Origin of the sequence: Flavivirga amylovorans, assembly GCF_030540875.1 — a bacterium.
Taxonomy (GTDB): Bacteria; Bacteroidota; Bacteroidia; order Flavobacteriales; family Flavobacteriaceae; genus Flavivirga; species Flavivirga amylovorans.
The window spans coordinates 634,777-655,243 of record NZ_JAUOEM010000003.1 but is presented as its reverse complement, the minus strand read 5'-3'; the positions used below and the strand labels follow the sequence as shown (position 1 = coordinate 655,243).

Here is a 20,467-nt window from a genome sequence, read left to right as displayed (position 1 = left end):
GTAAAATTTATATAGTTTGGAAAAATATTTAAGCCAGTTAAATGAAGCGCAATTAGAACCTACAATACAGATTGAAGGTCCTATGATTGTTATAGCAGGAGCAGGTTCTGGAAAAACACGAGTACTTACATATCGCATTGCTTATATGATGAGTAAAGGCGTTGATGCTTTTAATATATTGTCCTTAACCTTTACCAATAAAGCTGCTCGAGAAATGAAAGAGCGTATTGCAACGATTGTTGGAGCTAGTGAAGCCAAGAATTTATGGATGGGTACATTCCACTCTGTGTTTGCTAAAATTTTAAGAATAGAAGCTGATAGGCTAGGATATCCTAGCAATTTTACTATTTATGATACTCAAGATTCTGATAGGTTGATTGCATCAATTATTAAAGAACTAAATCTTGATAAAGATATTTATAAGTATAAGCAAGTACGGTCTAGAATTTCATCCTATAAGAATAGTTTGATTACAGTACGTGCTTATTTTCAAAACCCTGAGCTAAAAGAGGCTGATGCTATGGCGAGACGTCCTAGGATGGGGGATATTTATAAAGAGTATGTAGATCGTTGTTTCAAGGCTGGTGCCATGGATTTTGATGATTTATTGCTTAAAACGAATGAACTGCTAACTAGGTTTCCGGAAGTTTTAGCAAAATATCAAAACCGTTTTAAGTATATTTTAGTTGACGAGTATCAGGATACCAACCATTCGCAATATTTAATTGTGAGAGCGTTATCTGATAAATTTCAAAATATTTGTGTTGTGGGGGATGATGCACAGAGTATTTATGCGTTCCGTGGTGCTAATATTAATAATATATTGAACTTCCAGAAGGATTACGATGATGTGAAAGTCTTTAGACTTGAGCAAAATTATCGTTCTACAAAAAATATTGTTAATGCTGCAAATTCAATTATTGATAAAAACCAAACAAAACTTGATAAAATCGTTTGGACAGCGAATGATGAAGGTCCTAAAATAAAAGTAAATCGTTCGTTAACTGACGGAGATGAAGGTCGTTATGTTGCAAGTACTATTTTTGAAACTAAAATGCAAGATCAGTTAAAAAACAGTGATTTTGCTATTTTATACAGAACCAATGCGCAATCACGTTCTATAGAGGATGCTTTGCGTAAACGTGATATTCCTTACAGAATTTATGGTGGGTTATCATTTTATCAAAGAAAAGAGATAAAAGATGTTTTGTCTTATCTAAGGTTGATTATTAACCCTGCAGATGAAGAAGCTTTAAAACGTGTTATTAACTTTCCACCCCGTGGCATTGGCCAGACGACGGTTGATAAGCTAATTGTTTCTGCTAATGGCTATAATCGAACTATGTTTGAGGTGATGAAAAACATTGATAAAACGGATGTTAAAATTAACTCGGGCACCAAGACGAAGCTTCAGAATTTTGTTACGCTAATAGAAAGCTTTCAAGTATTAAATCAAACTGCTGATGTATTTGAATTAGCGGAACATGTTACCAGAACAAGTGGACTTATAAAAGAATTCAATAAAGACGGAACCCCGGAAGGAGTTACCCGAATGGAAAATATTGAAGAGCTTTTAAATGGTATGAAGGATTTTGTGGAAGGACAAAAAGAAATCGCTGATACCACAGGGTCTTTAGCAGAGTTCTTGGAAGATGTAGCATTATCTACCGATTTAGATGCTGATAAAGGTGATGCAGACCATGTTGCCCTAATGACAATACATTTAGCAAAAGGATTGGAGTTTCCGTATGTGTACATTGTTGGTTTAGAAGAAGATTTGTTTCCTAGTGCCATGAGTATGAATACACGTAGTGAGCTAGAGGAGGAGAGACGTTTGTTTTATGTGGCATTAACACGTGCTGAAAAGCAAGCTTATTTAACGTATGCATTATCAAGATACCGTTGGGGAAAACTGGTCGATTCTGATCCAAGCCGTTTTATTGAAGAAATTGATGAACAGTACTTAGAAATTTTAACACCTATTGAAGAGCGGCGTTTTAACCCCATGCTAGATGCTGATATTTTTGGAGATGTAGAACCCAATAAGATTAGATACAAGCCAGCTAAACAGGCCGTTTTAAAGAAAGGAAGTCCTGCAAAGAAAGTACCTGAAAAATTCCAAGTTACCACACCAAAAAACTTAAAGCCAGTTTCAAAAACAGAGACTGGAGGAAATACTAATTTATTTGATAGCAAACTTGTAGTTGGTAATATTGTTAAACATATTCGTTTTGGTACTGGGGAAGTTATGAAAATTGAGGGCGCAGGGGCAGATACTAAAGCCGAAATTAATTTTCAGCATGGAGGTGTTAAAAAGTTGCTATTGCGTTTTGCTAAGTTGGAGGTTGTAGGATAATCTTATCTGTAAGAATTTTATTAATCACTAACTACGCTATAGGTTTTTATGGGATATCTTTTTTAAGTCCTTTATAAAACTCGGACTCTTTAAAATTAAAGGTATATTTTTCTAATTCAGACATTTTCTCATATTTTTTATAATCGAATGATGCATCCAATATGAAAATATCTAAAGATAACTCGATAAGTTATAAAATATTATTTTACCATGCAAACCGAATTTACATGCCCTTCGCCATCATATTCTTTTACGCTATTATTAGGATCTACAACCCATACGCCGTCTACAATAAATTTATAATGATGTTTTCCTCCAGATAAGGGGACTACATATTTCCAGCCATAGTCCATTTTCCGCATGACAAAGTCATGTTCATTCCAATTATTAAAGGAACCAGCCAAAATTACTTTTTTTGCATTGGTATACCCTTTTAGTTTAAATGCGGTGTATTCTTTTATATCGATAACAGAGTTATATTCATCAAATTCATTTTCCACTTTGCTAGGGTTGTCAGGATCTTCCATCCAATGTCCATCAACTATAAAGCGATATTGGTATATATCTGGTTTTAATTGTAACGTTAACTCCCAACCACTTTTTGTTTTATTCATTTTAAAAAGTGATTCGTTCCATTTGTTAAAGGAACCTGCTAAAATTACTTTTTTAGCATTTTTATATCCTTTTAGTTTAAAGCTAGCGTTGCCATCTTTATGCGGATAAGCAGTATACATTTTTAAGTTATATACACCGTGGATTTTACGCCCATTTTTAAGTGCCTTGGATACGTTTGGGTCTTTTTTTGAAGGTTCTGCCCAATAAGTATTGTTTACGACAAACTTAAACTCCCATGAAAATTCATCAGTGAAATCATGGATATGTTTTCTGAGTTCATAGTTAAACTCATTAATTTTTTTCATTTTCCAGTTATCTCTAGACCATAGGTTAAATTCTCCAGATACTACAACATTTTTAATATCTAAGTCTTCAAAATCATGTATTTGACCTGTGTATTCTTGAGTGAATTTAGAATAATCTCTAGCATCGAATGCAAATACTATAGTATCACCCTCTATTTTATAGCCTTTAAACGTCTTGTCTTGTCCGTACGTGTAAAAACTTATAAAAGCAAAAACTAAATAACTAATATGTAACTTTATTTGCTTCACTGGGTGTTTAATGGATAATTTATAAAATATAATGTCTCTTTTTGATAATTAATAATGGTTCTTTTCTGAGCAAAGAATTCATAACCTAAAATACCATCTAATTGTGTTCCGAAGGCTGAATTTATTTTATTTAAATTTGTAAGGACAGTTAGCATAGGACCAAAATAAACAGTTTCACTTAATTTGACACGATGTAATTTTCCTGCTAAAACTTCTATTTTTTTCTTGCCAACTCCAGATAAAGATAAGCGTCTTTTTGGAATGAAATATTTTAAAGCTTTTTTATGAACCTTTCTGTTTATTTGATTGAATTCTGCTGCACTATCTATTCCAAATTTAACTTTTTGATTATTGACAGTGCCGTTAACTACAATCGTATGATTTTTTAAAGTAAAAGATAAACTGTCTACAATTTTTTCAAGATAAACATCATTATTTAACGTATTCCCAAAACGGTCTACTTTTGTAAGCGTTATTTGGTTTAAGTATAAGTCTATAAAAACTTCATAATCCTTTAAAATACTATAACCGATAACTCCTAAAAGCTTGATTTTTTTACTTTTTTCAATGTGGGACATATCAATAACATCAGAGTCTTTGTCATGAAGTTTTAAACTTTCCAGGGAAAATTCTTTGACTTTTCTTTCGAATGAATTATCTATAGATTGTAGAATTCCAGAAGTCTCTTCGTTTTTTCTCTGGTGATTATAAAAATTGGGAAAATGAACTCTATTAAGTATCATGGTTTCAGAACCCGTGTCTATGATAAAGTTTCCTTTATTGTTTAAAAGTTCTGCCTCAACAACAATTAAATGATCTATCAGTTTAAACGGAATTCTGGTGGTATGGCTATTTAAAACTTCAGCTTGAGTAAAAAAAATAGGAGTATAGGTATCATCGTCATTTGCATTTGTGAGATTGATACTAAAAGTTATAAATAATATAAAACAAACGAATCTTAGCATATTATTAAGACTAAGATAAGGATGAAATGTTACACTATTAAGGTTATAAATTGTTATTTATGAAAATTTTAAGTTTCGTCCAAGTATCAAGTAATTCCAAACCACTCCAACCGTGACCAGCATCTGGATATAAAGTAAATTGATTAACTACACCTAGGTTTTCAAGTTTATCACGTAAATCGGTTCCTTGTGTGGTCGGCACTAATGGGTCTTTTCCTCCATAAAAAAGAATAGTTGGAGGTGCAGAAGCGGTAGCGCGATGTAACGGACTAACTTCTTCTAAAAAGGACGGTAATGGATCTATACCGAATAAATCTAATAATTCTTTTAATTCTACATCTGTGTTTTCTAAATAAGCAGGATCTGTAAAATTAGTAGGCCCTACTATGCTACAAACCATATTTGTGTTATTATCACTATCGAAAGCGTAGCTCCATAATAGGGATAAATGTCCACCTGCACTGGTGCCTATAAAACCAAAACTTTCAGAAATGTTATATGTTGTTTTATTACTCTTTAAGTAGTTAATTATAGAGGTGATATCTTCAATTTGCATCGGGTAAGGAGGATTGTTTTCATCAGCTAATCTATAATTGATGTTTACAATAGCTATGTTTGGAAAATCGAGCTGCAATAAATCTTTGATAGGATCCATGTCTTCCTTATCACCCGATGTCCAACCGCCACCGTGTACCAAAATCATTGTTTTAGTATTTGAATTTCGATTTGCAGGCAGATATAAATCAAATTTTTGATCACTATCTGTTCCGTATGAAATATTCTGCTCTACATAGTAACTTCTTGGATCTAAACTATTAGTTATCTCTTCTTCAGTTGTTTCATTTGAACAGCTAAAGCTTACTATTATAAAAATTAAACTTAAGAAATGATATTTTAGACTTTTCATAACAAAAATAGTATTTACTTTGTAAAACGATACTGCAAGATAATTATTATGGCTGATTTTTTTAGAATATATGAAGAAAATCCAAATCCTAAGGAGATTGAAAGGGTAGTGGCTATTCTAAAACGAGGTGGTATTATTATTTACCCAACAGATACCGTTTATGGTATGGGGTGTGATATCACTAATATTAAAGCTTTAGAGCGTATTGCGAGAATTAAAGGTGTAAAACTAGAAAAATCGAATTTTTCATTTGTATGTCACGATTTAAGTAATTTAAGTGATTATGTTAAGCAAATAGATACGTCGGTTTTTAAGATTTTAAAAAGAGCACTTCCTGGACCTTATACATTTATTCTTCCTGGGTCTAAATCATTACCAAATCCATTTAAAAAAAGAAAGACGGTGGGGATTCGTGTGCCAGATAATAATATTGCTTTGGAAATTGTAAAACAACTGGGAAACCCAATTATATCTACATCTATTCGTGATGACGATGAAGTTATTGAATATACCACAGATCCTGAACTTATTTTAGAAAAATGGAGTGGTTTAGTCGATTTGGTAATTGATGGTGGTTATGGGGATAATGAAGCTTCTACAGTGATAGACTTGTCTGAAAACGAGCCTGTTGTTATAAGAGAAGGGAAGGGTAGTTTAGAGATTTTTTAATTAGTTATTATAAAATGTCTTTTGGAATTATTTTTCGCGTCCAGGTTTTTATACGCTTATACTTACTAACTTCTGAATCTGGATTAAAATCTAGGGTTGTTTCCCATGAATTCTCTGGTTTAAATTCTTCTTCCATACCTTTTAAAACGCTGTTTGATATTTTATCTGAGTGAACAATAACAATACACTCCGTATTTAAATTAGCACTTCTAGGATCAAGGTTAAATGTCCCAATCACAGTCGTTTTATTATCAATTATCATCGTTTTTGCATGAAGCCCAAAAATAGGTTTATGATCTAAGGTTTGTTGTAGTTCACCAGTCACTATTTTAATGCGTTCTGCTGCATCTGGACGAAATTCATATATTTTAACACCCGTGTTTAACAGTTTCTCTCTATCTGTTTGATAACTACTAAATGCTTCTACATTATCTGTTGAAGCTAGGCTATTGGTGAGTATTCTAATTTTCACACCTCGCTCAACAGCATCTCTAAATAGGTTTTGACTTAACTCGGTAGTAATTAAATAAGGTGTTTGAATTTCGATAGAAGATTCAGCATTTTTAACTAAATTAATTAAAGCACTAGTAGAAATACCACCTCCCCCTAAGCCACTTTTACCATCATTTTTACCAGGAATATCGGAAATAAACTCAACATCATCTAACCAAACCAAATCTCCAGAATTTTTAATAGCGTTGAATGTCGCTGGTAACTTCTCTATTCTTTCTCTAACTTGTGGCCAGAAGTTTTCAGGATTACAGGCGTATTCATGAAGATTATCAAATCTATTTTCAGGATAGACCTTTTTAGAATTCTCCTTAATAATGCTTGTTACATCCTTACTTAATTGGCTGTTCCAAAATTCATCAAAAGACTTATGAACCTCTTTTGATGCTTTACCCAATAATAAAATATCTCTATCTCTAAAATTATATTCATGATCATAGTCAAAGTATTCATCTGCTATATTTCGACCACCAGTAATAACTATCTTACCATCAACAATAAACGTTTTGTTGTGCATTCGTTGATTGGAATCCCTGAAATCTGTTGCAAATTTTGTGATTTTCTTTAAAAGGTTTTTTCCTAAGTTAACTCCAGGGTTATAAATTTTTACTGTAATGTTTTCATGCGAACTGAATGTAAGCAAGTCTTCTATATCGGCATCAACCATAATATCGTCAACTATGATTCTCACTTTTACACCACGATCGGCAGCTCTTATTAAATAATCACAAGCTATTAGACCTACATTATCTGTTGAAAATATAAAGTATTGAATGTCTATGGTCTTTTCGGCATATTCACTTAACCAAGCCCTAGCTACCATAGAGCCACTACCATCTTCCAGAACATATACGCCTGTTTTGGTTTTCATTAACTCGGATACATCTTCAAGTTCATTTGAAAGTGTTACATCGTTATTTCTATGAATTTGTGAACAAAAATCGGTTTCTTGAATACTTGCTTTCTTTTTAGCACAAGCAGTAAATAGAATTAAAGCAACAAGGCCATACTTTTTGAGTTTTAATATAGAGCTTATTTTTGCTGCCATAAGTGTTATTTGGATTGATGTATTTTTTTAGTTTGTTGTTTCAGAACCAAGATGTTTTGTGCAGTAAATGTAACAAAAACCAGGGAAAAGAATCATTTCTTAATCTATCCTAATTGTTAGCCTTTGCCTTCATTTTCTTTTCCAGATTAACCAGATCAGCTAGATAGAATTCCCATTCAGGATCTTCAGTTTCCTTAATCATCTTTAATGCTTTCTCATAACTATCCTTAGCTTTCTGTAATTTACCGAGTTTTTCGTAAGCCTTTCCTAAATTGGAGTATGCATCATGGGAATTGGGGTTTGTATCGACATTGGCTTTAAATGCATTTACAGAATATTCATTTAAATCTTCTATTCTAAGAAAAGCATAGCCAAGATTAGCTAAGGCATATTCATTTGTTACTTCATACCCATATTTTTCGGAGAGTTGACGGAAGTATGTAATGACTTTTTCGATCGCACCATCTGGCCCTCCTTGATTCATAACTTCTTCCTTGGTTTTAGGGATTTCATATTGAGTTGGTTTAAAAATAAAGCGTAAACCATTATATATCGAAGGTAAGCCTACAGAACCATGAGATTCTTCAGGCATTGGGTCATATCTGAATCGAAGACCTGCCTCTTTATGAGCATTTATATAGTTTTTGAACTCTTCACTTAACTTAAGAACATTCCCGCGCATATTTCCACTATTTTCATTGGCTAAGGTTAAATAAAAAGTTCTATTAGGTTCTAAATGATCAGTAAATACGCTTTCGAATTCTTGAGAGATTAATTCATTTGGATACCATAAACTAGGACTAATGCTAAGATATGCATTAAAGAGTTCTGGTTTTTTTAAAAAAGTATAAACGTTGAAAAGCCCGCCTAAGGAATGTCCAACGATTATTTTGTATGGAGCTGCTTTATATGTTTGTTCTACGTACGGAATTAATTCTTTATCAAGAAAAGCTATAAATTTATCAGCGCCACCTGTTAATCCCATCCTTTCTCTATGTTTCTTACTAAGCTTTGGAGAATCTGGGGTCAGATCACGATTGCGCCTAGTATTCCTTATACCCACAATGATCATCTTAGGAATAAGTTCATTCAAAAAAAGGTATTCAACAGAGCCTACAGCATGCGAAAAATTATAAAAGCTATCAAGTAAATAGAGAACGGGGTAAGTCTTATCTGATTCTTCATAGTTTTTAGGTAGATGGATTTCCAGCATTCTATCCTCATCTAGTATTTCTGAATGAATTGTGGTGGTCTTACCTATAATGATAGCGTTTTGAGAATGGCTTGAAAAATTTAATAAGATTAAGCCGATTAGCAGAGTATATTTCATAGGCTAGTTTTTAAAATTGCTTACAACAATAGGTATGTGCACTGGTGCAAATATTCAATATACATTAATTACAAATCTAATGGATTTAAAAATAGATTCGCTATTATTATTTTATTAATGATCTTCTGATGAGATAACACCATAAAAAAAGCCCAACTTAAAAAGTTGAGCTTTTATATATTATATGTTTAAAACTGATTAGTTTCCACCAGCTTCAAGGTTTTTCATTTCTTTTTCAATCATATCATAGAATTGATCGATTTTAGGAAGCACTACGATACGTGTACGTCTGTTTTTTCCTCTGTTTTCTGCAGTATCATTATCTACTAATGGTACATAAGAACTACGACCAGCAGCAATTAATCTACCAGGGTTAACATCTAAAGTCTCAAGTACTCTAATAATAGATGTAGAACGTTTAACACTTAAATCCCAGTTATCTAATAAAGGTTCTTTTTTGTAAGGTACGCTATCTGTATGTCCTTCAACCATACACTCAAAATCTGGTTTGCTATTAACTACTTTAGCTACTTTAGCAAGAACATCTTTAGCTTTAGATGTTACATTATAGCTACCACTTTTAAATAATAATTTATCTGCAATAGATATAAATACAACACCTTTTTCTACGTTTACTTCAATATCAGGATCATTAATACCAACTTCACGTTTAAAACTTGTTACTAAAGCTAAAGTAACACTATCTTTTTTAGTGATGGCATCTTGTAAACGTGTAATTTTTAAATCTTTTTCTTTAATGCTTTCTAACGTTTTTTCAATATTACTAGCGCCTTTTGCAGAAAGAACCTGTAAGTTGTCATTGTTTTTACGTAAGTCTGCTATTTGCTCTTCTAAAGCAGTCGCTCTTGCTGTTGCAGAAGCTTTATCTGTTATACAAGCGTTTAATTTTACTGTTGCCGAGTTAAGTAAATCTTGAGTTTCTTTTTGTTTTGCTTCTAAGTCTGCGAATTGTTTTTTAGAAACACAAGAACTTAAAAGAAGCGTTGTAGATAAACTAAGTAATAAAAGTCTTTTCATAATGTGTTGTGTGGATTAATTTTCCTTAAAATTGATTAAACAAAAATATATAAAAAACGTTAAATTTTAACAATGTTAACAAAACTTTTGCTAACTATTTATAAACTTTTGTAATTAGTCTTTTTATTTACGAAATAATCAACTACTATGGATGTTTTTTGGTAATATTTTATTTTATTTTTTGTGGATTTACGTTGTTTTAATAGTCTTCTTAAATTATTGTAGAATCCTAAATGTGCTTTTACTACGGCAATGGTGTGCATAGGTTTAAGTTCTAGTAAAAACTTTATTCCTGCCATGCCATCTAAAATTAATCTAACTAATATTAAAGGGAATAATAATCCGTTTGCATTTTTAGTTAAAGCAAATAAACTATTCCTAAAATTTAGGTAGGTTTTTTTAGGATTGGTAGTATCAAGTGTAGCACCCCCAACATGATAAATTTCAGATGTCCCAACATATTTTATACTGTACCCTAAATTTTTAGCACGCCAGCATAAATCTATTTCTTCCATATGGGCGAAAAAGTATTCATCAAATCCATGTATCTCTTTAAAAACAGACTTTCTAATAAAAAAACAGGCTCCTGATGCCCAAAATATTTCTGAACGGTCATTAAACTGGCCAATGTCTTTTTCAATAGTATTAAAAATACGACCTCTGCAATAAGGGTATCCATATTTGTCTATAAATCCACCAGCAGCTCCAGCGTATTCAAAATAGCTTTTGTTTTTATAATCTAATAACTTAGGTTGAATTATGGCCGTATTAATTTCTTTGTTAAATGTTTCAATAACAGGGAGGAGCCAATTTGGGGTAACTTCCACATCACTATTCAATAAGCAAAAAATGTCTGCCTCTATATCTTTAAGTGCATCGTTATAACCTTTAGCAAATCCACCATTCTCTTTATTTTGAATTATTTTTATGGTTGGATAATTGGTTTTTATAAAAGAAACAGAATCATCGGTTGAAGCATTATCGGCAACATATACCTCTGCTTCTTTAGAATGTTCAATCACAGGTGGTAAAAACTGTTCTAGAAGTTTTTTACCATTCCAATTTAATATGACAATTGCTATTTTCAAGTTTTAAGATGTAGTTTAAACGTTAGTTTTCTATTTACTAAAGATTTACTAGATGCTGTTCACCGTGACTGTTTGCTATAGTCAGGGATTTCTTTTAAAAAGTTATATCGTTCATTTTCAAAATCCATTTGGCAATAATAATGATTTAATCCATTGGTAACCATTAAATACGTAGCATTTAACTCTAAATTATAACGCGCTATTTGATCGAATGTATCTTGGTTTATAGTAATCTTTGGAGCTTTACATTCTACTATTAAATGAATACTGCCATTGGAATTATACACGACAATGTCGTAGCGTTTCCTTAAAGAATTAACAATCAGTTCTTTTTCAACATTGATTAAAGATTTAGGATAGCCCTTGTTATTTATTAAATAATGGACACAGTGTTGACGAACCCATTCCTCAGGTTGTAAAATCACAAATTTTTTGCGAATACTATCGAAAATAGAAATTTTATTTTCGCTATTTTTGAATCGAAACGAAAACTTTGGAAAATTAAGCTCTTGCATTAATGCGTACTGATTTTTTTCAAAGTTAAGTTACAAAACCAGAAATCACAATATTCAAACACTAAATCCCAGTAAATTGTCATTCTTACTTTGAAATTTAGAGTTTGTAATTCCATAAATTAAGATAGTTTGGACGAAGTCAAACAATTAGTAACAGATATAAAGAATAAAAACCTCAAACCTATTTATTTTTTAATGGGAGAGGAACCATATTATATTGATAAGATCTCCGATTTTATTGAAAGCACTGTTCTAGCAGAAGAAGAGCGTGGTTTTAATCAAATGGTTTTGTATGGTCGGGATATAGCAATTGAAGATATTGTTAGTAATGCGAAGCGTTATCCGATGATGGCAGACTATCAAGTCGTTATAGTTAAAGAAGCTCAAGATTTATCGCGAACCATTGAAAAACTAGCATCTTATGCAGAAAACCCGCAGCCTACAACTGTTTTAGTGGTAAATTATAAGTATAAAAAAATCGATAAACGTAAGTCGCTTTATAAAACCTTGAAAAAAACAGGTATCGTTTACGAAAGCAAAAAACTTTACGAAAATCAGGTGGCAGATTGGATTCGCCGTGTCTTATCCCCTAAAAACTATTCTATTTCTCCTAAAGCAGCGCAAATGCTAGTTGAGTTTTTAGGAACGGATTTAAGTAAAATAAATAATGAACTTGAAAAACTTCAAATTATTTTGCCAAAGGGAACTCAAATTTCGCCAGAGCATATTGAAGAAAATATAGGTATTAGTAAAGACTATAACAATTTTGAATTACGCAAAGCTATTGGTGAAAGGGATACTATAAAAGCGTATCGAATTATTAATTATTTTGCTGAGAATCCTAAGGATAACCCAATGGTTGTCACCGTGTCTTTATTGTTTAATTTCTTTTCACAATTACTTCATTTTCATGGATTAAGTGATAAATCCCCAAGAAACGTTGCTTCTGCTTTAAAAGTGAACCCTTATTTTGTGAATGAATATATAGCAGCAGCTAGACATTATCCAATGCGTAAAGTAAGTGCCGTAGTTTCAACATTGAGAGATTTTGACGTAAAAAGTAAAGGCGTAGGAGCTAATGCTGTTCCGCAAGGCGATTTGCTAAAAGAATTATTAGTAAGAATATTATCTAATTAATATGAATGTAGATATTCACGAAAGCTGGAAACCATACTTAGAAGTAGAGTTTGGTAAACCTTATTTTAAAGATTTAGTAAGTTTTATAAAAACTGAATATAAATCTCAAACTTGTTATCCGCCAGGCAAACAAATTTTTAATGCTTTTAATCATTGCCATTTTAATGATGTAAAAGTGGTTATTATTGGTCAAGACCCATATCATGGTCCCAAACAAGCGAACGGACTCTGTTTTTCTGTAAACGATGGTATTGCACATCCTCCATCATTGATTAATATTTTTAAAGAGATAGAAACAGATTTAGGAATCCCATATCCAAAAAGTGGTAACCTTATGCGCTGGGCAGATCAAGGTGTATTATTATTGAATGCTACGCTAACAGTTAGAGCACATCAAGCTGGAAGTCATCAAAAAAGAGGTTGGGAAACTTTTACAGACGCTATTATAAAAACTATAAGTGAAAATAAAGAGAACATCGTATTTTTACTTTGGGGTGGGTATGCAAAACAAAAAGTAAGGCTAATAAATGCAAATAAGCACAACATATTAACTTCAGGGCATCCATCACCTTTAAGTGCTAATAGAGGTTATTGGTTTGGTAATAAACACTTTAGTAAAACTAACTCCCTGTTGGAGCAAGTCTCTCAGACTCCCGTTCAATGGTAATTTGAGGTGTAATAACTACAGGTTTTTTGTTTGTTTTAGCAGTTTTATTAATTTTATTTGAGCTAAATTTTAGCAATAATAAATTAATTATTACCAGTACTGCGAGGGAAATAGTAATTGAAAGTAGCATAGTTTTGGGTATTAATAATCGGCAAAATACAACAATAATCGTTAAAAAACGAATTTAATCGATTAAATTAAAATTTTGTACAAAATTAATAAAAAAACAGCCACAATTATATACGTAGATCTACGTATTTTGTATTTTTAACATTCTGCTAAAATTAATTTAACTTATTTATGCTTTTCTCAATATTTTAAGGATTTTTTTAGTAAGTGCATTTTTATGTAAGGTTATAGATATGGTTTTTAATTTAAAATATGCTTCACTCATATAAATATACCCTCCATAATTAACTCTCTTTGAGTTTTTTCCCCATGAATTTTTGACTTTATAATAGGTTGTCCCATTTTGATCTTTTAATAATCCAGTGATATGCATTAAATGATCGTCTGTAGTATTATAATTCTCGAACTCTTGTTGTCTAAATTCTTGTGTTACTTCTTTTTCCTTTGATAGATTAACCAGAGCATTCTCAATATTTACACCATCCACAGGAATAATAGCTAACCCATGTTTCGCCGAAAAAGTTTTTTCGCTAACATCGCAGTCTAATTCAATAGTAAAACCTTTTTCTAAGGCATTGTTTACAATATTAGTAAGTTCATCTATGGGAACATTAAAAAATGTGCCATTGGAAAAATTGTCAGGAATATTAAGTATAAAATTTATGTAGTTAGGTTTGTGCGAAAAGGAAGTAAGCGTAATATAATTTTTTGGATCAATTTTTACTTTTTTCATAAACGACAAAGGTGTATATTGAGTTCCTTCATAATCAAAACTTTCAACATTTTCACCAAGAAAGGTATCTAAAATGTCATGAGTTCTTTTTTTCCAATCAAAAGTTTTAGGTTCCTTTATATACAGATCTAACGTTTTTTTTAATGTATCTTCTAATTTAGAATGATTGTGTTTTTCATTTCCATTTAATAAACCGGAATATACAGAGTTTGGCACGAACCCATGTTCTGAAATACTATTTATAACATCATGAGCCAGGCCACCTTGACTAAACTGAGCTTTGCCTTGTCGCATAACATAGTTCCATGATTTATTAAGATATGTATGACGGACATTATACATTTCAGATAAATCAATTTTCTGTCCAGTAAGACGAATTATTTCACTTTCAAGAAATGATGATGTTGAAAAGCTCCAGCATGTTCCTGTATTACCTTGACTAATAACATTTGTAGCTTCGAGGTCTATAATCGTTTTAAAATCATACGATTGAGAATAAGTTAAGAGCGTAAAGAAAATTAAAACAGACGCTAAAAAGTTATTTTTCATAGTGAAGTAAGTGATTTAATGAAATAAAATTTATTTTTGACTAAAATAATAAAAATGAACCAAGAGAATTGGGTAACTGTTAAACAATATGAAGACATTACTTATAAAAAGTATAATGGTGTCGCACGTATAGCTTTTAACAGACCAGATGTCCGCAATGCTTTCAGACCAAAAACAACCAGCGAATTATATGATGCCTTTTATGATGCTAATGAAGATGTAAATATAGGAGTGGTACTATTATCAGCAGAAGGACCATCGTCCAAAGATGGTGTTTATTCCTTTTGTAGTGGTGGAGATCAAAAAGCAAGAGGACACCAAGGTTACGTGGGTGAAGATGGTTATCATCGTTTAAACATATTGGAAGTACAACGTTTAATTAGGTTTATGCCAAAAGCTGTTATTGCAGTTGTACCTGGTTGGGCTGTAGGTGGTGGCCATAGCTTGCATGTGGTTTGTGATTTAACCTTAGCAAGTAAAGAACATGCTATTTTTAAACAAACTGATGCCGATGTAACGAGTTTTGATGGTGGTTACGGATCTGCTTATTTAGCCAAAATGGTTGGACAGAAAAAAGCGCGGGAAATATTTTTCTTGGGAAGGAATTATTCTGCACAAGAAGCCTACGAAATGGGTATGGTAAACGCTGTAATACCTCATGATGAGTTAGAAGAAACAGCTTATGAATGGGCACAGGAAATATTAGCGAAATCGCCAACATCAATTAAGATGCTTAAATTTGCGATGAATTTAACTGATGATGGCATGGTTGGACAGCAAGTATTTGCAGGTGAAGCCACTCGTTTAGCTTACATGACAGATGAAGCTGTAGAAGGTAGAAATGCATTTCTAGAGAAACGTAAGCCTAATTTTGTTAAAAAATGGATTCCATAAATGAATAGAGCCTCTCTTTGGATTTCGACAATGCGTCTGCGTACGCTACCGTTATCAATATCTGGGATTATTTTAGCATCTTGTTTAGCGGAATATAATGGTTATTTTCAATGGCGAATAGGGATTCTTGCTATTTTAACAACCTTAAGTTTTCAAATATTATCTAATCTAGCTAATGATTATGGAGATGGTGTTAAGGGAACCGATAATAATGATAGAATTGGTCCAGAACGTGCCATACAATCTGGTAAAATATCACCAGATGACATGTTTAATGCTATTAAGATAAACGTTTTAATATCTATTGGTTTAGCCTTTTTACTCATTTTTTGTGCGTTTGGAGTTAAGCATTTTTTATTGACACTTTTGTTTTTTATACTAGGCATAGCATCCGTTGTTGGTGCTATAAAGTATACTGTTGGTAGTAATGCATATGGATATAGAGGCTTAGGTGATGTTTTTGTATTTATTTTCTTTGGTCTAGTAAGCGTTATTGGTTGTTATGTATTATATGCAAAAACTATTGATCATGTTGTTTTCTTACCAGCTTGTTCCATAGGTTTATTAAGTGCAGGCGTTCTTAACCTTAATAATATGCGAGATATTATATCTGATAAAAAATCAAATAAGATCACATTGGCAGTTATGATTGGAATTAAGCATGTCAAGATATATCATTATGCATTAATAGGTCTTGCTATTATATTATCTGCTATATTTGGAATACTATATTATACATCGCCATATAATTTAATTTTTATTGTAGCTTATATTCCTTTATTAATGCATATTCAAAAAGTGCGTAAAAATACAGACCTTAAACTGCTAGATCCTGAATTAAAAAAGTTAGCATTAACAACTGTTTTTTTAGCGATACTTATGGGAGTAGGTCATTTGTTATAGTTTTTTTGTATTTTACTTTTACTAAATTAATATCACAAAATAATGAAAATTACATTTTATGGTCACGCTAGTTTAGGAATACAGGTAAATGATGTTGATATACTTGTAGACCCATTTATTTCAGGAAATCCTAATGCATCACATATTAATATAGAGCAATTAAAAGCAGATTATATTTTAGTAACGCATGCACATCAAGATCATATTCTGGATGTTGAAGCTATTGCGAAACGTACAGGAGCTGTTGTTGTTTCCAATTTTGAAATTATAACTCATTACGAAAAATTAGGAATAGAAGGACATCCTATGAATTATGGAGGAAAATGGGATTTTGATTTTGGTACCGTTAAATACGTTAATGCAATTCATACATCATCATTTCCAGATGGAAGCCATGGAGGGCAGCCCGGAGGTTTTGTGATTGAAGGGGAACATAAAAACATTTATATAGCTGGAGATACTGCTTTAACTTACGATATGAAACTTATACCGCTACAAACAAAGTTGGATTTAGCTATTTTACCTTTAGGTGATAATTTCACCATGGGTATTGATGATGCTATTTTAGCGAGTGATTTTGTTGCTTGCGATAAAATATTAGGCTATCATTTTGATACATTTGGTTACATTGAAATTGATCATGAGGCAGCAAAACGAAAGTTTTTCGAAAAAGAAAAAGACTTAATGCTTCTTGAAATAGGTGATTTTATCGAACTTTAGATGATAGTTGCATCGTATAAAAAATACATTTTAAATTTTAAGCAAGCCAGTGGGACTTCACGAGGTATTTTAAAAACCAAAGAAACATGGTTTCTTATTTTAAATACTGAAGAAAAGCAAGGTATTGGTGAATGTGGGTTGTTTAGAGGACTTTCAGCCGATGATAGACCAGACTATGAAGAAAAACTACAGTGGCTTTGTAAAAACATCAATAATAATTTTGATGATTTATTATCTGAATTAATTGAGTTTCCAAGTATTCAATTTGGTTTAGAAACAGCTTTCAAATCTTTAGAAAGTCAAAATAGATTTGAATTATTCCCGTCTAAATTCATTCAAAATAAAGATGCTATTCCAATAAATGGGTTAATCTGGATGGGAACAGAAGCTTTTATGAAACAGCAAATAAAAGAAAAGCTAGATGCTGGTTTCTCATGTATAAAGATGAAAATTGGAGCGATTGATTTTCAAACAGAAATAAACCTCATAAAATCCATTAGAAATGAATTTACATCCAACGATATAGAATTGCGAGTAGATGCTAATGGTGCCTTTTTACCTTCAGAAGCTTTAGAAAAATTAAAGATATTATCGGACCTGGATTTACATTCTATAGAGCAGCCTATAAAACAAGGACAAATTGAAGCTATGACGCAATTGTGTATAGATACACCATTACCAATAGCTTTAGATGAAGAATTAATAGGTATATTTTCTGTAACAAATAAGGAGGAATTACTACAAACCATAAATCCACAATACATCATTTTAAAACCAAGTTTAGTTGGAGGTTTCAAAGGAAGTAATGAGTGGATTGATATTGCAGAACAACAGCAGATAGGGTGGTGGATTACCAGCGCTTTAGAAAGTAATATCGGGCTAAATGCGATTGCTCAATATACATACAGCAAACAGAATAATATTCCCCAAGGGCTTGGTACTGGTGGATTGTTCACAAATAATTTTGATGCACCGTTACAAGTGAAAAATGGAACTTTGCAATATAATAATAGTATTAAATGGAATATAAATTTATAATATATGTATATAAGTCAAGCTTTTAAAGGATTACATGAATGGTGGCGATATATAATTGGGTCAATAATTGTTGTTATAGCAGTGGTTATGGGGCAGATACCTTTTACGATAGCTGTTTTATATAAAGCCTTTAAAGAAGGAGGTGATATAACAAATTTAGACCAAACAGCTATGATGGGACTTTTAGAGCCTAACCTAAACTTATTTTTAATGTTAATATCTTTTGCTATAGGTTTGGTTGGTTTATTATTGGTGACTAAACATTTACATAAGCTATCATTTAAGCATTTAACAACATCCAGAAAAAAAATAGATTGGAAACGGTTTTGGTTTATTTTCTTCCTTTGGGGGATCGTTTCAAGTAGTTTTGTTTTAATAGATTACTACTTAAGTCCAGAGGATTATGTATTTAACTTCAAATTAGTACCATTTTTAATACTTAGTGTTATCGCTATAGTATTAGTGCCATTACAGACAAGTTTTGAAGAATATTTATTCAGAGGCTATTTAATGCAGGGAATTGGTGTTATCGTAAAAAATAAATGGATACCATTATTTACTACATCGATAGTTTTTGGTTTATTGCATATTGCTAACCCAGAAGTTGAAAAATTAGGCTATGTAATCATGGTTTATTATATAGGTACAGGCTTGGTGTTAGGCATCATGACACTTATGGATGAAGGTATGGAGTTAGCTTTAGGGTTTCATGCTGCGAATAATTTGTTTACAGCGCTTTTAGTTACTGCAGATTGGACTGCTTTTCAAACACATTCTATTTTTAAGGATATGTCAGATCCAGAAACCATGGGGTTCATGGAAATATTTTTTCCAGTATTTGTAGTATTTCCTATTTTACTTTTCATCCTTTCTAAAAAGTATAATTGGACGAATTGGAAAGAAAAGCTTTTTGGAAATGTTATTGAACCACCAAAAGAAGATTATAAAATTTTAGAAGATACAATAAGTGACACCTAAATACAATAAAGTACATAACAGATTTAAATTAAATGGGATTCAGTACATTTATGAAGATCTCATGGAAGTGGCTTATAGTTTTGTGAAAGAAGGTATGCCATACGAGACCTACATTGGTGAATTTTTACTTGATTGGTTAGATCATGACAATTTTATAGTAGTTAATACTTCTGGGTCTACAGGAAAACCAAAACCAATTTCAATTAATAAGCAAGCTATGGTGAACTCTGCTGTAGCAACAGGTGATTTTTTCAATTTAAAACCAGGAGATAAGGCTTTACATTGTTTGCCTTCAAGTTTTGTTGCAGGCAAAATGATGCTTGTTAGAGCTATAATTCTTGGACTGGAATTAGATTTAGTAGAACCAACATTGCAACCAGGTTTTAATACAAAAAAACATTACGATTTTTGTGCTATGATTCCATTGCAACTCCAAAACTCATTAAATATCTGTGATCGTATTAAGACGATTATTGTAGGCGGTGCTTCGGTTTCAAATTCATTAAAGAAAAAGATTCAAAATCTAAATTCAAATATTTATGAAACTTATGGTATGACCGAAACAGTAACCCATATTGCGGTTAAAAAAATTAATAATTTTAATAATGAGAGCAGAGGTCATGCGGAACTTGTCGAAGCATCTTACTTCCAAACACTTCCCAATGTATCAATTTCACAAGACGAAAGAGATTGTCTAATAATTGATGCTCCTAAGCTTTCAAAAGATAAAATTATAACAAATGATATTGTTAAATGTCTTTCGGATAATGAATTTGAGTGGTTAGGACGTTTTGATAATGTTATAAACTCTGGAGGGCTTAAATTATTCCCTGAAAAAATAGAAGCCAAACTTCAAGATAAAATAAAAGAACGCTTTTTTGTAGCCTCAAGCACCCACGATACTTTGGGTGAACAACTTATTTTGATTTTGGAAAGCGATTCTAACAAGCTAGATGAGTCTGCCTTTTTAGATTTAGATAAATTTGAAAAACCAAAAAGGATTTATACCGTAGAACAGTTTACAGAGACACCTTCTGGAAAGATTCAACGCAAAAAAACATTGGAGTTATTAAATTTATAGGCTTAAGTTGTAACTTTGTCTCCTTTTTCAATACAAATATAAA

The 20,467-nt window shown here is 31.8% G+C and carries 19 protein-coding genes; 10 read left to right on the top strand and 9 right to left on the bottom strand.

The features are described from left to right. Positions 1-16: 16 nt before the first annotated feature. Complete coding sequence (locus Q4Q39_RS11345) at positions 17-2,356, top strand: ATP-dependent helicase (protein WP_303282595.1); 2,340 nt, start codon at positions 17-19, stop codon at positions 2,354-2,356. Between the two features lie 200 nt (positions 2,357-2,556). Here Q4Q39_RS11345 and Q4Q39_RS11340 read toward each other — a convergent pair whose 3' ends face one another. Genes Q4Q39_RS11340 through Q4Q39_RS11330 form a run of 3 tightly spaced genes read right to left on the bottom strand, consistent with a single transcriptional unit; the run spans position 2,557 to position 5,397 of the window. Further along, complete coding sequence (locus Q4Q39_RS11340) at positions 2,557-3,525, bottom strand: glycogen-binding domain-containing protein (RefSeq protein ID WP_303282594.1); 969 nt, start codon at positions 3,523-3,525, stop codon at positions 2,557-2,559. After that, positions 3,522-4,490 (bottom strand): retropepsin-like aspartic protease, encoded by a 969-nt coding sequence (locus tag Q4Q39_RS11335; RefSeq protein ID WP_303282593.1) that lies wholly within the window; start codon positions 4,488-4,490, stop codon positions 3,522-3,524. The genes Q4Q39_RS11340 and Q4Q39_RS11335 overlap by 4 nt, the downstream gene beginning before the upstream one ends. Positions 4,491-4,533: 43 nt before the next feature. Continuing rightward, a complete protein-coding gene (locus Q4Q39_RS11330) occupies positions 4,534-5,397 on the bottom strand; it encodes an alpha/beta hydrolase (protein WP_303282592.1) in 864 nt (287 codons plus the stop codon). A 48-nt stretch (positions 5,398-5,445) separates the two neighbouring features. On the opposite strand from Q4Q39_RS11330, the gene Q4Q39_RS11325 reads away from it, so the two are divergent. Then, complete coding sequence (locus Q4Q39_RS11325; RefSeq protein ID WP_303282591.1) at positions 5,446-6,066, top strand: L-threonylcarbamoyladenylate synthase; 621 nt, start codon at positions 5,446-5,448, stop codon at positions 6,064-6,066. A gap of 7 nt (positions 6,067-6,073) precedes the next feature. Here Q4Q39_RS11325 and Q4Q39_RS11320 read toward each other — a convergent pair whose 3' ends face one another. From Q4Q39_RS11320 to Q4Q39_RS11300, 5 genes are all read right to left on the bottom strand, one after another. Continuing rightward, a complete protein-coding gene (locus tag Q4Q39_RS11320) occupies positions 6,074-7,624 on the bottom strand; it encodes a phospholipase D family protein (protein ID WP_303282590.1) in 1,551 nt (516 codons plus the stop codon). 109 nt (positions 7,625-7,733) lie between these two features. Then, complete coding sequence (locus Q4Q39_RS11315; RefSeq protein WP_303282589.1) at positions 7,734-8,954, bottom strand: alpha/beta hydrolase-fold protein; 1,221 nt, start codon at positions 8,952-8,954, stop codon at positions 7,734-7,736. Between the two features lie 198 nt (positions 8,955-9,152). Continuing rightward, positions 9,153-9,992: an OmpA/MotB family protein gene (locus tag Q4Q39_RS11310; protein WP_303282588.1), complete on the bottom strand. Its 840-nt coding sequence runs from the start codon at positions 9,990-9,992 to the stop codon at positions 9,153-9,155. A gap of 98 nt (positions 9,993-10,090) precedes the next feature. Continuing rightward, positions 10,091-11,080, bottom strand: coding sequence for a glycosyltransferase family 2 protein (locus tag Q4Q39_RS11305; protein ID WP_303282587.1), 990 nt, complete (start codon positions 11,078-11,080; stop codon positions 10,091-10,093). 59 nt (positions 11,081-11,139) lie between these two features. Next, complete coding sequence (locus Q4Q39_RS11300) at positions 11,140-11,595, bottom strand: type I restriction enzyme HsdR N-terminal domain-containing protein (protein WP_303282586.1); 456 nt, start codon at positions 11,593-11,595, stop codon at positions 11,140-11,142. A gap of 129 nt (positions 11,596-11,724) precedes the next feature. Here Q4Q39_RS11300 and holA point away from each other — a divergent pair, with 129 nt between their 5' ends. After that, entirely contained in the window at positions 11,725-12,732 is a 1,008-nt protein-coding gene (gene holA, locus Q4Q39_RS11295) for a DNA polymerase III subunit delta (protein ID WP_303282585.1), read from the top strand. A gap of 1 nt (position 12,733) precedes the next feature. Further along, complete coding sequence (locus Q4Q39_RS11290; protein ID WP_303282584.1) at positions 12,734-13,399, top strand: uracil-DNA glycosylase; 666 nt, start codon at positions 12,734-12,736, stop codon at positions 13,397-13,399. A gap of 298 nt (positions 13,400-13,697) precedes the next feature. Here the strand turns inward: Q4Q39_RS11290 and Q4Q39_RS11285 are convergent, their stop codons facing one another. Further along, the gene (locus Q4Q39_RS11285) at positions 13,698-14,810 is read right to left on the bottom strand and encodes a C1 family peptidase (protein ID WP_303282583.1); all 1,113 of its coding nucleotides are present in this window, start codon (positions 14,808-14,810) and stop codon (positions 13,698-13,700) included. Positions 14,811-14,864: 54 nt separating this feature from the next. Here Q4Q39_RS11285 and Q4Q39_RS11280 point away from each other — a divergent pair, with 54 nt between their 5' ends. From Q4Q39_RS11280 to Q4Q39_RS11255, 6 genes are read left to right on the top strand one after another with little or no spacing between them, the layout of a single operon-like run. Next, positions 14,865-15,704, top strand: a complete 840-nt coding sequence (locus Q4Q39_RS11280; protein ID WP_303282581.1) for a 1,4-dihydroxy-2-naphthoyl-CoA synthase — start codon at positions 14,865-14,867, stop codon at positions 15,702-15,704. Then, the gene (gene menA / locus Q4Q39_RS11275) at positions 15,705-16,607 is read left to right on the top strand and encodes a 1,4-dihydroxy-2-naphthoate octaprenyltransferase (RefSeq protein WP_303282580.1); all 903 of its coding nucleotides are present in this window, start codon (positions 15,705-15,707) and stop codon (positions 16,605-16,607) included. Positions 16,608-16,649: 42 nt separating this feature from the next. Beyond that, positions 16,650-17,327 carry a metal-dependent hydrolase gene (locus Q4Q39_RS11270; protein ID WP_303282579.1) on the top strand — a complete coding sequence of 226 codons (678 nt, stop codon included), beginning with the start codon at positions 16,650-16,652 and terminating at the stop codon, positions 17,325-17,327. Beyond that, positions 17,328-18,365 (top strand): o-succinylbenzoate synthase, encoded by a 1,038-nt coding sequence (locus tag Q4Q39_RS11265; protein WP_303282578.1) that lies wholly within the window; start codon positions 17,328-17,330, stop codon positions 18,363-18,365. A 3-nt stretch (positions 18,366-18,368) separates the two neighbouring features. Then, positions 18,369-19,343, top strand: a complete 975-nt coding sequence (locus Q4Q39_RS11260; RefSeq protein WP_303282576.1) for a CPBP family intramembrane glutamic endopeptidase — start codon at positions 18,369-18,371, stop codon at positions 19,341-19,343. After that, positions 19,333-20,424: an AMP-binding protein gene (locus tag Q4Q39_RS11255; protein ID WP_303282575.1), complete on the top strand. Its 1,092-nt coding sequence runs from the start codon at positions 19,333-19,335 to the stop codon at positions 20,422-20,424. The genes Q4Q39_RS11260 and Q4Q39_RS11255 overlap by 11 nt, the downstream gene beginning before the upstream one ends. Positions 20,425-20,467 lie beyond the last annotated feature (43 nt).